The sequence below is a fragment of the Lentzea sp. NPDC058450 genome (genome assembly GCF_042721395.1).
Taxonomy (GTDB): domain Bacteria; phylum Actinomycetota; class Actinomycetes; order Mycobacteriales; family Pseudonocardiaceae; genus Lentzea.
The window spans coordinates 90,734-104,406 of record NZ_JBHXLO010000022.1; the positions used below are offsets into that span (position 1 = coordinate 90,734).

A 13,673-nucleotide genomic window follows, 5' to 3' on the forward strand; every position below is an offset into this window, starting at 1 on the left:
GCGATTGGGGCTTGACTTTGGGTGCGAGGTGCTAGCTTCTCGAGCTCGGCCGGGCGCTTTTCAGCCCGGCCTTTTCCGGCCGACCAGCGCCTCGCAAGGGCCCCGAAGTCAAGCCCCAATCGCACACCCCAGGTCTTTCGTCGAGACCCACGCAACCAACCCTCGCAACCGCAACCCAACCAACAAAACGCGACCAACCCCGCTGGAACGCAACCAACGCACGCAGCCTCACCCAGGCAACACCGGACGCCACGGGATCGGCGTCGACAACACCATCGCGCTGGACGTCTCCCCATGAGCCGCCAACCGCACCAGCAACCGCTCCAACTCCACGATCGACGTGGTCACGACCTTGACCACAGAACAGATGTCCCCGGTCAACCGCACGACCTCGACCACCTCGGGCAGGTCGTCCAGCAACTCCGGATGCACCGTGATGCACCGCGGCCCGTAACACTTCATCCGCACCAGCGCCACGACCGGCCGCCCCACCACCGTCGGATCGACCACGGCCCGGTACCCGGTGATGGCCCCCATGTTCTCCAGCCGCCGCACCCGTTGAGCCACGGTCGGCGGCGACACGTGGACCCGGCGCGCCAGCTCGTTGTACGACAGCCGCGCATCCTCTTGGAGGGCCTCCAACAGGGCCTTGTCCACCTCGTCCAACATGAACGCAAAGCTACGCGCCGAGATGCCTCACGATCGAAAGAAGTTCGGCCCGAACGCCTTCAGACGCCCATTCAGGTGACGGGAGCCAGCAGCGACGATTAGCACCATGAGCTGCCCCGTGTCCCCCAAGCTGGATTTCGGCGGCACCACGCCGTACGAGGACTACGTGCACGCGTCGGTGTTGCACACCCTTCAACAGCAGTGGTCCAAAGATCCCCGCGAGATGTCGTTCCTGGTCATCACGCAGGTGATGGAGCTGTACTTCGGCCTGCTCTGCTTCGAGTGGCGGCAGGCCCAGAACGAACTCCGCACCGACGACATCCGCGCGGCCGTGCGGACCCTCCGCCGGTCCGACCTGCACCTGCAGGCGTTGTCGGCGGCCTGGCGTCCGATCGCCAGGATGACCCCGACCGAGTTCAACTCGTTCCGCGACGCCCTGGGCGAGGGCTCGGGCTTCCAGTCCGGCATGTACCGCGAGATGGAGTTCCTGCTCGGCGAGAAGTCCGCCTCGATGCTCGTGCCGCACCGGGCGGTGCCGGCGATGCACGACCAGCTGGAGAAGTCGCTCTCCCTCCCCTCCCTCTACGACGACGTCCTCGCGGCGCTGCAGCGCAAGGGTTTCGACATCCCTCAGAGCGTCCTCGACCGCGACCTGACGAAGGCCTACGAGCCGTCGCCCGAGGTCGAGCAGGTGTGGGCGGCGATCTACCGCGGCGACGACCGGGACCTGCTCGAGCTCGGTGAGGCGTTGACGGACATCGCCGAGGAGTTCGCGCGGTGGCGGTACGACCACCTGCTGGCGACCCGCAGGTCGATGGGGTCGAAGGTCGGCACGGGCGGGTCGGCTGGTGTTGCATGGCTGGAGAAGCGCACCCAGCGTGCGGTGTTCCCGGAACTGTGGACCGCGAGGAGTTACGTGTGAGGCGGGAGCTGTTCGACATCCCCGAAGGTGTCATCTACCTGGACGGCAATTCGCTTGGCGCACCACCGAAGCACGTCGCGCAACGCATGCAGGAGGTCGTGCGGCACCAGTGGGGCGAGCGGCTGATCCGGTCGTGGAGCGAGGGCTGGTGGGAGACGCCGCAACGGGTCGGCGACCGCATCGGCCGGCTGATCGGCGCCGCACCGGGGCAGGTCGTGGTCGGCGACTCCACGTCGGTCAACGTCTTCAAGGCGCTGATGGGCGCGACCAAGGGCACCACGCGCACCGAGATCGTGTGCGACGAGTCGACGTTCCCGACCGACGGCTACATCGCGCAGTCGGTGGCCGGGCTCAGGAACCTCGACCTCCGCCTCGCCGACCCGTCTGCTTCGGACCTGACGGAGCACACCGCCGTGGTGCTGCTCAACCACGTCGACTACCGGACGGGCCGGCTGCACGACATGGCGCGGCTGACCAACGAGGCTCACGCCGTTGGGGCACAAGTGGTCTGGGACCTCTGCCACAGCGCGGGCGTGCTGCCGATCGAGCTCGACGCGCTGCGGATCGACTACGCCATCGGGTGCAGCTACAAGTTCCTCAACGGCGGACCAGGCGCACCGGCGTTCATCTACGTCCCGAAGCACAAGCAGGAAACGTTCGACAACCCGCTCTCGGGCTGGAACGGCCACAGCGAGCCGTTCGGCATGAAGCCGCACTACGAACCGGACCCCGGCATCGCCAGGGCCCGCGTCGGCACGCCGGACATCCTGTCGATGCTGGCGCTCGACGCCGCCCTCGACGTGTGGGACGACGTCGACCTCGCCGAACTGCGCGAGCGCGGCCTCGAACTGACGGCCCTGTTCCGCACGCACGTCGAGAAGCTCACCAGCCTCGAGGTGATCACCCCGGAGCACCGCGGCAACCAGATCTCGGTCCGCTGCGACAACGCAGAACACGTCATGGACGAACTGATCAGCCGGGGTGTCATCGGCGACCACCGGCCGCCCGACATCCTCCGGTTCGGCTTCGCCCCGCTCTACGTCACCGACGACGACGCGATCAGGGCGGCCGAAGCACTGGCGGAGATCGTCAACTAGCGAGAGCGGCGTCCGCGATGCTGCGCGCCTCGCGGGCGCCCGCCTCCAACGACGAGCACACGAACAGGATCCACTCGGCCAGGCCCTCCAACGACCCGGACGCGAACGCCACCGAGGCCGCCTCGTACTCCGCCGAACGGCGCAGGCACGCCACCTCGGGCACGCCGAGGCCCTTGGGGTCGAGCCCGGTCGAGATCGACGTCATCCGCGCGGCCGCCCGCGCGACCACACCGTTGGCGACGTCGAACGGGGCGAGCCCGAGCAGTTCCCCGTGCACCACCGCGACGACGACGGGCGCCGGCACGGACGTCCCGCCGGTGACCAGCGACCCGAGCATGTCGAGCCGTCCCGACACGTCCTCGGACACGCGCGGACGGCCGACCTCGGTGGTCAGGTCCGCGGCGGCCAGCACGTGCAACCGCGCGAGAGCCTGCAACGGCGCGCGCTGCCACGTGGCCACCAGCCCGCCCAGCGCCTCGGCCACCCGCAAGGACCCGGCCAGCACGGGGTCCGACACCTCGCCGGACGACGGAATCTCGGTCGGACCGCCCTCCAGGGCCGCCGACGCACGGGCCGCGCGGACGGACGCCTCCGCCGCCGTCGTGGCCCAGCCGCGCAGGTTCACCCGATGGCGGTGCACCTGGAAGACGGCGTCCTTGGCGGCGTTCGCGGCGTCTGCCACACCAGGCAAGGAAAGCAGCGGAGCGAGAGGATCGGTCACGGTCGCGCAGAGTACCTGACCAGGTGAAACGGGTGACCCAGCTCACGGAGAAGACCGTTGAGCGCGCAACTTCGCCCGTTCAACGCGCCACACGTGCCCGGACCAGACAAAACGGGTTACACAATGACAGCCGTGTAACCGACCTCCCCAGATTGGTCTGAACCTTTTTGGGGAGGAACCTGTTGGAAGTGAACTGGCTCGCACTACGGTCAGTACCCGCATCCCCAACCGGTCTGGACTTTCCAGGAGGTCTCGCACCATGACGCAGTCGCCAGGCCAGGGCAACGCTCTGGACAACCTGCTCACGGAGAGCAGGACGTTCCCGCCTTCCGACGAGTTCGCGGCACAGGCGAACGCACAGCCCGCGCTGTACAAGGAGGCGAAGGCCGACCGCGAGGCGTTCTGGGCGAAGCAGGCGGAGAGGCTGCACTGGGACACCAAGTGGGACCAGGTGCTCGACTGGTCGGACGCGCCCTTCGCGAAGTGGTTCGTCGGCGGCAAGCTCAACGTCGCCTACAACTGCGTCGACCGCCACGTCGAGTCCGGCCACGGTGACCAGGTCGCCATCCACTGGGAGGGCGAGCCCGGCGACAGCCGCGCCATCACCTACGCCGAACTGCAGCGCGAGGTCTCCAAGGCCGCGAACGCGTTGACGTCGCTGGGCATCGGCGCCGAGGACCGCGTCGCGATCTACATGCCGATGGTCCCCGAGGCGATCTTCGCGATGCTGGCCTGCGCCCGCGTCGGCGCGATGCACAGCGTCGTGTTCGGCGGGTTCTCCGCCGAGGCGCTGCGCACCCGCATCGAGGACTCCTCGTGCCGTCTCGTGATCACGACCGACGGCCAGTTCCGCCGCGGCAACCCGTTCCCGCTCAAGCCCGCCGTCGACGAGGCCGTCGCCAACGCGCCGTCGGTCGAGAAGGTCATCGTCGTCAAGCGCACCGACACCGAGGTCGCGTGGACCGACAAGGACGTGTGGTGGCACGAGCTCGTCGACTCGCAGTCGGACCAGCACACCCCGCAGGCGTTCGACTCGGAGCACCCGCTCTTCATCCTCTACACCTCGGGCACGACGGGTAAGCCGAAGGGCATCCTGCACACGTCCGGCGGCTACCTCACGCAGGCGTCGTACACGCACAACTACGTGTTCGACCTCAAGCCGGACACCGACGTCTACTGGTGCACCGCGGACATCGGCTGGGTCACCGGCCACAGCTACATCGTCTACGGCCCGCTGTCGAACCGCGTGACGCAGGTCGTCTACGAAGGCACGCCGAACACCCCGCACGAGGGCCGCCACTGGGAGATCGTGCAGAAGTACGGCGTCTCGATCTACTACACGGCGCCGACGCTGATCCGCACCTTCATGAAGTGGGGCGCGGACATCCCGGCCAAGTACGACCTCAGCTCGCTGCGGGTCCTGGGTTCGGTCGGCGAGCCGATCAACCCCGAGGCGTGGATCTGGTACCGCGAGAACGTCGGTGGCGGCTCCGCCCCGATCGTCGACACGTGGTGGCAGACCGAGACCGGCGCGATCATGATCTCGCCGCTGCCCGGCGTGGTGTCGACCAAGCCCGGTTCGGCGCAGCGCCCGCTGCCCGGCATCGGCGCGAAGGTCGTCAACGACGAGGGCGTCGAGGTCCCGCACGGCGGCGGTGGCTACCTGGTGCTGGACGAGCCGTGGCCGTCGATGCTGCGCGGCATCTGGGGCGACGAGGAGCGCTACCGCGACACGTACTGGTCGCGCTTCGGCGAGCAGGGCTTCTACTTCGCCGGTGACGGCGCGAAGTACGACGCCGACGGCGACATCTGGCTGCTCGGCCGCGTCGACGACGTGATGAACGTGTCGGGTCACCGCATCTCGACCACCGAGGTCGAGTCGGCGCTCGTGTCGCACCCGACCGTGGCCGAGGCCGCTGTCGTGGGCGCGTCCGACGAGACGACGGGCCAGGGCATCGTGGCGTTCGTGATCCTGCGCGGTGGCGCGGGTGCGGACGCCGGTGGCGCCGAGGCGATCAAGGCGCTGCGCGACCACGTGGCCAAGGAGATCGGCCCGATCGCGAAGCCGCGGCAGATCATGGTCGTGCCGGAGCTGCCGAAGACGCGCTCGGGCAAGATCATGCGCCGCCTGCTGCGCGACGTCGCGGAGAACCGCACCGTCGGTGACGTGACGACGCTGGCCGACTCGTCGGTCATGGACCTGATCTCGGCCGGCCTGCAGTCGGGCAAGTCCGAGGACTGATCAGCTGCGAAACGTGACGGGCGTCCTCACGCGAGGGCGCCCGTTGGCGTTAAGATCGCATCTAGGTGAGCCGGGAAGTCTGGTCGGCACGAGTATTCGTGTACCTCGACCGCCCCGGGAGCGCTGTGTCCAGCAAGATCGCCGACTTCGCCCGTTACCTCCGCACCGAGACCGTCGGTGGCACCGTTCTGCTCGGCGCCACGGCCATCGCGTTGCTGTGGGCCAACTCCCCGCTCTCGTCCGCCTATTTCGGACTGCGGGACCTCCACCTGGGCCCGTTGAGCGTCGGCGACTGGGCCAAGGACGGTCTGCTCGCGATCTTCTTCTTCGTCGCCGGGCTGGAGCTCAAACGCGAGCTCGTCGTCGGCGAGCTGTCGAACTTCAAGGCCGCGGTGCTGCCGATCATCGCGGCGATCGGCGGGATGATCGTGCCCGCGCTGATCGCCCTCGGTGTCGGCTGGGGCCAGCCGGGGATCGAGAAGGCGTGGGCGATCCCGGTCGCGACGGACATCGCGTTCGCGCTCGGGGTGCTGGCGCTGACGGCGTCCGGGCTGCCGTCGAGCCTGCGGGTGTTCCTGCTCAGCCTGGCCGTCGTGGACGACCTGGGGGCGATCATCGTGATCGCGATCCTGTTCACCGCGAAGTTCAACCTGCTCGCGGCGGGCGCGGTCGTGCTGCTGCTGGCGCTCTACTGGTTCCTCCAGCACAAGAGGATCACCAGCCCGTTCCTCTACGTGCCCATCGCGCTCGCCACCTGGTGGTTCATGCACGAGTCGGGCATCCACGCCACGATCGCGGGCGTCGCGCTGGCGCTGCTGACGCGGGTGCGGCGCGACCCGTACGAGGCCGAGGCGCCCGCCGTGCGGCTGGAGCACCGGTTGCAGCCGTTCTCGGCCGGGGTGGCGGTGCCGGTGTTCGCGCTGTTCGCGGCGGGTGTGCCGGTGGGCGCGGAGGCGTTCGGGAAGCTGTTCTCGGACAAGATCGCGCTGGGCGTGATGGCCGGGTTGATCATCGGCAAGGTGATCGGGATCGTCGGGGCGTCCGCGCTCGCCGTGTGGTTCAAGGCGGCCGTGTGGCCGTCCGGGGCGGGGCCGCGCGACATCGTGGCGGTGGCGACGCTGGGCGGCGTCGGGTTCACCGTCAGCCTGCTGATCGCCGATCTCTCGCTCGAAACCCCGGAGACCGCGAAAGCCGCTGTGTTGCTCGCCTCGATGATCGCGTCGCTGCTCGCCGCGGTGTTGCTCATTCGTCGCAGCCGGGCACATGGCACCATGTCCGAGTGACCACCAGGGAGCACATCGCGTCGATTCCGCTGACCGCAGACGACCCCACCGCCGAGGCCTCGATCGGCGGCCTCGTCCGCGACGCGACCGCGCACGTGTCGACCTTGGTCAGAGCGGAGGTCGAGCTCGCCAAGGGTGAGCTCGTCGGCGAGCTGAAGAAGGGCGCCAAGGGCAGTGCGTTCCTCGTCGTCGCCCTCGCCGTCGTCTCGTTCAGCATGTTCTTCTTCTTCATGGCCCTCGGCTTCGGCTTCTCCGAGTGGTGGGGCTGGCCGCGGTGGGCGGGCTTCGGCCTCGTCTTCCTCGTGATGCTGCTGACCGCGGGTGCGATGGTCTGGCTCGGCATCCGGAAGCTGAAGAAGATCAAGGCGCCGGAGAAGTCGATCGCGGCCGCGAAGGACACCGTCGCGGCCCTCACGCGCAGGGGCGACGACAACTGAGCCGCAAACCCGACCCGTCCGTCGTGCGGGTCGCGGGTCCGTGGACGCACCGCGACGTGTCGGCGAACGGCATCCGCCTGCACGTCGCCGAGCTCGGTGAGGGACCGCTCGTGCTGCTCCTGCACGGGTTCCCCGAGTTCTGGTGGTCGTGGCGGCACCAGCTGACCGCGCTGGCCGAGGCCGGCTACCGCGCGGTGGCCGTCGACCTGCGCGGCTACGGCGACTCGGACAAACCCCCGCGCGGCTACGACGGCTTCACCCTCGCGGGTGACATCGCGGGCCTGATCAAGGCGCTCGGCGCCCAACGCGCACACCTGGTGGGACACGCGTGGGGTGGCGCCACGGCGTGGACGGTCGGCGCCCTGCACCCGCGCCTGGTCTCGTCGGTCTCCGTGCTGTCCGCACCGCACCCGCTGGTCACGCGCCGGGCGTTCCGCAGGCATCCGCGCCGGAACTCGCACGTGCTGCGGTTCCAGCTGCCGGTCTACCCCGAACGCTGGCTGACCGGCGAGAACGGCCTGCAGGTCGCCAAGCTGATCTCGGCCTGGGCAGGCCCGAAGTGGCGGTCCGCGCCGGAGTTCGACGAGGTCATCCGCCGCTGCCGGCAGGCCATGACGGTGCCGGGCGTCGCCCACAGCGCGCTGGAGTACTACCGCTGGGCGGTGCGCTCGCAGCTGCGCAGCGACGGCCGGCGGTTCGCCGAGGCCGTCGACAAGCCGATGCAGGTGCCGGTGCTGCAGATCCACGGCTCGGTGGACCCGATCGTGCCCGAGTCGGCCGCACGCGACTCGCTGCCGTGGCTCGGGCCGTCGTCGGAGTTCCGCTACCTGCCCGGGGTGGGCCACTTCCCCAACCAGGAGGCGTCCCACACCACGAGCAGGCTGATCACCGAGTTCCTGCAGAAACTGAGCTGAACGCGGCCTTGAGCGCACCGGCCGGGTCGTCCGGCAGGTCGGTCGACCGCCAGGCGACGTAGCCGTCGGGCCTGACCAGCGACGCGCCCTTGGCGGACAGTCCGAACAGGTCCAGGTGCTCGATCCGTTCGCAGTGGACGGTCAGGCCCTCCGCGGCCTCCTGCCACTGCGGGTGGTCGGCCACGAGCACCCAGCCGCGGCCGAAGAGGTCCACAGTGGACCGGCCTGGCTCGACCCACGCGTGCGGGGCGCGTGTGCCCGGCTGGCCGTTCCACTCCTCCGGGAGCGCGGCGGGCGGGAGCTCTGGTCCTGCGCCGAGCACGGCCGACGAGCGGTAGAGCACGCCGTAGTGCATGGCGTTGTTGTCGTAGAGCGTGGCGTCCTCGGCCTCGCCGTCGCGGTTGTGGCCGTCGTTGCGGGCGAAGATCTGCTGGTGGCAGAGGGTGGCGACGGGCCGCCGCTCCTCGTCGTAGGTGTCCAGCAGGGACGGTGCCGACTCGCCGCCGATCACCGCGGCGAGCTTCCAGGCGAGGTTGTGGGCGTCCTCGATGCCGACGTTCGCCCCGAACCCGCCGCGGCTCGGCGGCAACGTGTGCGCCGCGTCGCCGGCGAGGAAGATCCGGCCCTCGGAGAACCGGTCGGCGACCGAGGCGGAGATCGTCCACCGGCCCGTGGTGATGATCTCGATCGGCAGGTCGTCGCGGCCGATGGCCTGGGTGATCTTGTCGATCAGCTCCGGCTCGGTGTACTCGCGGTCGTCGAGCATCAGGACCCAGCGGCCGTCGCCGTAGGTGGTCAGGAAGCCGACGCCCTCGACGGCGAACTGGCCGACGCCGTCCTTGAGGTACTCCTCCAGCGGCGCGCGGAACAGCACGCTGCGGGAGGTGTGCATGTACCCGCGGCCGGTGCGGGTGATGCCGAGCTGCTCGCGCACCGGGCTGCGGTGGCCGTCCGCCGCGACCAGGTAGTCCGCGCGGATCTCGTACGGCTCGCCGTCGCCCTGGACGAGTGCCGTAACGCCCTCGTCGTCCTGCGCGAACTCCAGCATCCGGGTGCTCATCCGGATGTCCGCGCCGAGCTCGCGGGCCTTGTCGCGCAGCAGCGGTTCCATCCGGTCCTGCGCCACGCCGACCCCCGCCGTCGGCGAGTACTCGACGTCCGAGAGCTGCGCCGGAGGCGTCCAGAACGTCTCCTCGAACCTCTCCCCGACGAGGCTCGCGCACCGCACGCGCCGGATGCCGAACCCCTTCGCCATCCGGCTCGCCGGCAGCGCGCCCTCCAGGCCGACCGCCCGCAGCAACTCGCCGACGCGGCCGTTGAACCCGACCGCTCGCGGGTGCGGTGAGCTGCCCGGATGCTTCTCCACCAGGATCACGTCCACCCCGCGCCACGCCAGGAACAGCGCGGCCGACGTGCCCGCCAGGCCTCCCCCGACCACCAGTACCGAAGTCCTCATCGCATCCTCCCAATACGCTGTATCGCTCAATACACTGTATCGCGATGAGACGCTGTATTGTCCAGCCCGATGTCGAACGAAGCCGTGTGGGACCGCCCAGAGCCGCCCAGCAAGCCGTCCCCGACCCCGCTGAGCAGGGACCTGATCGTGAGCGCCGCGATCAGGCTCGCCGACGAGGGCGGGCTCGACGAGGTGTCGTTCCGCAAGGTCGCGGCGGCTCTCGGCGCCGGCCCGATGCGCCTGTACGGCTACGTCGAGACCAAGGACGAACTGCTGGACCTGATGGTCGACGAGGTCTACGGCGAGATCACGCCACCGCCGCCGTCAGCGGACTGGCGCGCGGGTCTGCGGCACGTCGCGCACGGCGTCCGGGACGCGGCGAAGCGGCACGAGTGGTTCATCGACCTGCTGAGCAACCGCCCGCACCAGGGCCCGCACGCGCTCACCCACATGGAGACCACGCTCGCCACGGTCCGGTTCGAGGACATCGACCAGGTGCTCGGCGTGGTCGGCGCGGTGATGGCGTACGTCTTCGGCGCGGTCCGCGGCGAGATCACCGAACTGCGCGCGGAACGGTCGTCGGGCCTGACCGAGGAGCAGTGGCAGCGAGCCTCCGGTCCGTACATGCAACGGATGCTCGCCACCGGCCGCTTCCCGACGCTGGCCAGGGTCATGCACGAGTCCAGCGACACCGACCCGGCGCACAGGTTCGAGATCGGCCTCGACTACGTGCTCGCCGGCGTCGCTACGAAGCACAACCTTGGGTAGAGGCCCTCCGGGTCAGCGTCGGCGCCTTCTGCACCATCGACTGCACCTGCTGGGCCGTGAGCACGAAGCCCGTCTCCGGGTCGTCCACCGCGGCACCGAAGACCACGCCCATCACGCGCCCGTTCGGGTCGACCAGCGGGCCGCCGGAGTTGCCCGAGCGGACCTCCGCGCGCACCGTGTAGACGTCACGCGTGACCGTCTGGGCGTCGTAGATGTCCGGGCCGCGCAGCAGAGGGATCCGCTCGCGAACGCGGGCGGGAGACGACTTGTACGGGCCGTCGAGGGGGTAGCCGAGCACGATGCCGTCCTCGCCCGGCTGCACCTCGTCGCTGCGGAACTGCAGCGGCGTGGCCTCCAGGTCCGGCACCGCGAGCACGGCGACGTCGGTGCGCGGGTCGTAGGAGACGACTGTCGCGTCGAACTGGCCGCGGCCGACCTCGACCGTCACCTCGTTCGTGCCGGCGACGACGTGCGCGTTCGTCATGACCCGCTCGGGCGCGATGACGAAACCGGTGCCTTCCAGCGCACGGGAGCACGACGGCGCCCGGCCGCGGACCTTGAGCACGCTCGCCTGGAGCCGCTTCGCGACCGGGGAGTCGGCGAGCTGGCTGTTCGGCGGCTCGACCTCCTTGAGCGGCGTGCGGTTGAACGGGTCCATCGCCTGCGGGAAGCCCGACACGTCGAAGAGCTTCTGCAGGTCGTTGGACAGCACCCTGGCGGCCTGCGGCATGGTCTCGTCGACCTTGCCGAGGATCACCGACTGCTTGAGCGACGACGTGAGGTCGGGAAGGCCGACGACCGAGGTCAGCGGCAGCGCGATCATCCACGCCACGATGAAGACGACGAAGCCCTGCACGATCGCGCCCAGGGCGTTGTCCGCGCCCTTCAACGGCGACGCGTTGACCCTCGCCTTGATGGTCCGCCCGATGTAGACGCCGATGGTCTCGCCGAGCGCCACGAGCAGCACGACGATGCCGACCGCGAACACGACCTTGGTGACGACGTTCTCGAACTGGGACACCAGCAGCGGTGCGATCTGCGTGCCCAGGATCAGGCCGACGAGCACACCGACGAACGCGGGCAGCGCGACGACCATGCCTTGCCTGGCCCCGGACACCGCGGCGATCGCGGCAAGGCCCAGCACGAGCAGGTCAACCCAGTTCAACCCGAAACCTCCGCCTCACTGTGTAGCGCGCAACGCTAGTTCAAGGTCACGCACATCGGTCGCGTCCCACGGCTGTTCCCAGCCGCCGAGTGCGATCAGGCCGTTGATCAACCCCGCGGTGAAACCCCACACCAGCATGCCCGGCGCGGAGAACGCCGCCGCGACGTAGCCCGAGGGGTGACGCACGCGGAACCTGTTGGCGGGATCCGCGAGATGCGCCACGGGCACACGCGCGACCGCGGCGGTCTCCGCCGGATCGACCGGTGCGACGGGGCTCGGCTGTTCCCAGTAGGCGAGCACGGGCGTGACCACGAACCCCGACACCGGCACGTACAGCTCCGGCAGCAAAGCCAGTGGTCTCACTCCTGACTCAAGTACACCGGTCTCCTCGTAAGCCTCGCGTAATGCCGTGCCCACCGGGCCGTCGTCCGTGTCGTCCTGCGCTCCGCCGGGGAACGCCACCTGACCCGGATGCGAGCCCAACGTGTCCGCCCTGCGCAGCAGCAGCACGTCCGGCCCGTGGTCCTCGGACTCGCCGAACAGCATCAGCACGGCCGCCTTGCGGTAGGCCCGCTGCGAGGTGCGCGGGTCCCGCATGAACGTTCGTGCGTCGATCTCCTCGGTAGCTTTGGCCAGGCGCCGCATCCAGTCGGGTGGCTCTGCCGCCTCCGTCATCGAACCGCCTTCTCCACCTGGTCCGGAGCGGTGAAGTACGGCGGATCGGTGATCTGCCGGACTTGACCGTCCGCTGATACGTAATACGTGGCGGGGAGCGACTTCGGCGCCTTGACTTGCTTGCGCAGCCCGTCGGCCTCGTCGTGGACGGACGGCAGCCGCACGCCGAGCCGGGCGAGCAGCTCCAGGCCGTCCGCCTCCCTGCTCTCCACAAGAACTGGGACGACCGGCACGGCACCTGGTTGCTTCGCGTAGGAATCCAGCACGGGCAGCTCCTCCTGGCACGGCTGGCACCAGGTCGCCCAGAAGTTGATCAGGAGCGGGCCCTTGAGCGCGAGGGCCGTCCGGGTGCCGTCACCGAGGCACGTCACACCAATGCCTTCTTGCGCACCGGGCACGCACGGCCGTAGCTGGGCCTGCACGCGCAACGCCGCGATGTCCTGCGTCGGGCGGGAGGGCGTGGGCGGCGGCGGTGACTCGTCACGCGGCCACAGCGCGACCACGCCCGCCACGCCGAGGACGAGCACGACGACGAGCCAGCGCGTGCGGTTGTTCACCCTCCCAGCTTCTCACCCGCCCGAACCCGCTCGGCGAGCTCGATCAGGTGTGGTTTCTCATCGCCCTTGACGAGCTTGGCGGCCTTGTCCGGGTCCTCCGGGCCGAGGCCGTACGACGGGCAGTCCTTCATGAGCAGACAGGCACCACAAGCAGGGGTTTTGGCGTGGCAGACGCGGCGGCCGTGGAAGACGATCCAGTGCGAGGCCATGGTCCAGTCGCGCTTCTCGATCAGCTCGCCGATGGCGTGCTCGACCTTCACGGCGTCCTCGAGATCGGTCCAGCCCCAGCGGCGCACGAGCCGGCCGAAGTGGGTGTCGACTGTGAGCCCGGGCACATCGAACGCGTTGCCGAGAACCACGTTGGCCGTCTTGCGTCCTACACCAGGGAGCTTGACCAGCTCCTCCATGTTTCCCGGCACCACACCGTCGTGCTGCTCCACAAGGGCGGCACCGAGACCGAGCAGAGACGTCGCCTTGTTCCGGAAGAAACCGGTGGGGCGGAGCATCTCTTCGAGTTCCGTCCGATCGGCACCGGCGTAGTCGGCGGCCGTCGGATACCTCTTGAAGAGCGCGGGGGTGACCTCGTTGACCTTCTTGTCGGTGCACTGCGCGGAGAGGATGACCGCCACGACCAGCTCGAGCGGCGTGGTGAAGTCCAGCTCGCAGTGCGCGTCGGGGTAGCCCTCGGCCAGCACGCGCACCATCCGGCGGGCCCTGCGCGTCAGACCTAGTTTGGTTTCCGGCTTCTTGGTAGCGGGCACTGATCC

General features: G+C 69.4%; 14 protein-coding genes. 7 read left to right on the plus strand and 7 right to left on the minus strand.

Annotated elements, in window-relative coordinates; all coding sequences use genetic code 11:
* Window positions 1-228: 228 nt before the first annotated feature.
* Window positions 229-669, minus strand: coding sequence for an Lrp/AsnC family transcriptional regulator (locus tag ACFWNN_RS29415; RefSeq protein ID WP_211257779.1), 441 nt, complete (start codon window positions 667-669; stop codon window positions 229-231).
* A 106-nt stretch (window positions 670-775) separates the two neighbouring features.
* On the opposite strand from ACFWNN_RS29415, the gene ACFWNN_RS29420 reads away from it, so the two are divergent.
* Window positions 776-1,591 (plus strand): tryptophan 2,3-dioxygenase, encoded by an 816-nt coding sequence (locus ACFWNN_RS29420; RefSeq protein ID WP_382443173.1) that lies wholly within the window; start codon window positions 776-778, stop codon window positions 1,589-1,591.
* On the plus strand, window positions 1,588-2,688 hold the full coding sequence (gene kynU / locus ACFWNN_RS29425) for a kynureninase (protein ID WP_382443174.1): 1,101 nt from the start codon (window positions 1,588-1,590) through the stop codon (window positions 2,686-2,688). Before ACFWNN_RS29420 ends, kynU begins: the two co-directional genes overlap by 4 nt.
* Here kynU and ACFWNN_RS29430 read toward each other — a convergent pair.
* Window positions 2,681-3,409 (minus strand): oxidoreductase, encoded by a 729-nt coding sequence (locus ACFWNN_RS29430; RefSeq protein WP_382443175.1) that lies wholly within the window; start codon window positions 3,407-3,409, stop codon window positions 2,681-2,683. The genes kynU and ACFWNN_RS29430 overlap by 8 nt on opposite strands.
* A gap of 259 nt (window positions 3,410-3,668) precedes the next feature.
* Between ACFWNN_RS29430 and acs the strand changes: the two genes are divergently transcribed.
* The 4 genes from acs (at window position 3,669) to ACFWNN_RS29450 (ending at window position 8,285) form a co-directional block, all read left to right on the plus strand.
* The gene (acs, locus tag ACFWNN_RS29435) at window positions 3,669-5,651 is read left to right on the plus strand and encodes an acetate--CoA ligase (RefSeq protein WP_382443176.1); all 1,983 of its coding nucleotides are present in this window, start codon (window positions 3,669-3,671) and stop codon (window positions 5,649-5,651) included.
* Window positions 5,652-5,776: 125 nt separating this feature from the next.
* The gene (gene nhaA, locus ACFWNN_RS29440; RefSeq protein WP_382443177.1) at window positions 5,777-6,934 is read left to right on the plus strand and encodes a Na+/H+ antiporter NhaA; all 1,158 of its coding nucleotides are present in this window, start codon (window positions 5,777-5,779) and stop codon (window positions 6,932-6,934) included.
* The gene (locus ACFWNN_RS29445; protein WP_382443178.1) at window positions 6,931-7,371 is read left to right on the plus strand and encodes a phage holin family protein; all 441 of its coding nucleotides are present in this window, start codon (window positions 6,931-6,933) and stop codon (window positions 7,369-7,371) included. The genes nhaA and ACFWNN_RS29445 overlap by 4 nt, the downstream gene beginning before the upstream one ends.
* Entirely contained in the window at window positions 7,368-8,285 is a 918-nt protein-coding gene (locus ACFWNN_RS29450; RefSeq protein WP_382443243.1) for an alpha/beta fold hydrolase, read from the plus strand. Before ACFWNN_RS29445 ends, ACFWNN_RS29450 begins: the two co-directional genes overlap by 4 nt.
* Here the strand turns inward: ACFWNN_RS29450 and ACFWNN_RS29455 are convergent.
* On the minus strand, window positions 8,257-9,741 hold the full coding sequence (locus tag ACFWNN_RS29455; RefSeq protein WP_382443179.1) for an FAD-dependent oxidoreductase: 1,485 nt from the start codon (window positions 9,739-9,741) through the stop codon (window positions 8,257-8,259). The two genes, ACFWNN_RS29450 and ACFWNN_RS29455, sit on opposite strands and share 29 nt — an antisense overlap.
* A gap of 69 nt (window positions 9,742-9,810) precedes the next feature.
* Here ACFWNN_RS29455 and ACFWNN_RS29460 point away from each other — a divergent pair, with 69 nt between their 5' ends.
* Window positions 9,811-10,509, plus strand: a complete 699-nt coding sequence (locus ACFWNN_RS29460) for a TetR/AcrR family transcriptional regulator (RefSeq protein WP_382443180.1) — start codon at window positions 9,811-9,813, stop codon at window positions 10,507-10,509.
* Here ACFWNN_RS29460 and ACFWNN_RS29465 read toward each other — a convergent pair.
* From ACFWNN_RS29465 to nth, 4 genes are read right to left on the minus strand one after another with little or no spacing between them, the layout of a single operon-like run.
* On the minus strand, window positions 10,487-11,674 hold the full coding sequence (locus ACFWNN_RS29465; protein ID WP_382443181.1) for a MarP family serine protease: 1,188 nt from the start codon (window positions 11,672-11,674) through the stop codon (window positions 10,487-10,489). The two genes, ACFWNN_RS29460 and ACFWNN_RS29465, sit on opposite strands and share 23 nt — an antisense overlap.
* 15 nt (window positions 11,675-11,689) lie before the next feature.
* Window positions 11,690-12,349 carry an NUDIX hydrolase gene (locus ACFWNN_RS29470; protein WP_382443182.1) on the minus strand — a complete coding sequence of 220 codons (660 nt, stop codon included), beginning with the start codon at window positions 12,347-12,349 and terminating at the stop codon, window positions 11,690-11,692.
* Window positions 12,346-12,906 (minus strand): TlpA family protein disulfide reductase, encoded by a 561-nt coding sequence (locus ACFWNN_RS29475; protein WP_382443183.1) that lies wholly within the window; start codon window positions 12,904-12,906, stop codon window positions 12,346-12,348. Before ACFWNN_RS29475 ends, ACFWNN_RS29470 begins: the two co-directional genes overlap by 4 nt.
* Window positions 12,903-13,610 (minus strand): endonuclease III, encoded by a 708-nt coding sequence (nth, locus tag ACFWNN_RS29480; protein WP_382443244.1) that lies wholly within the window; start codon window positions 13,608-13,610, stop codon window positions 12,903-12,905. Before nth ends, ACFWNN_RS29475 begins: the two co-directional genes overlap by 4 nt.
* Window positions 13,611-13,673 lie beyond the last annotated feature (63 nt).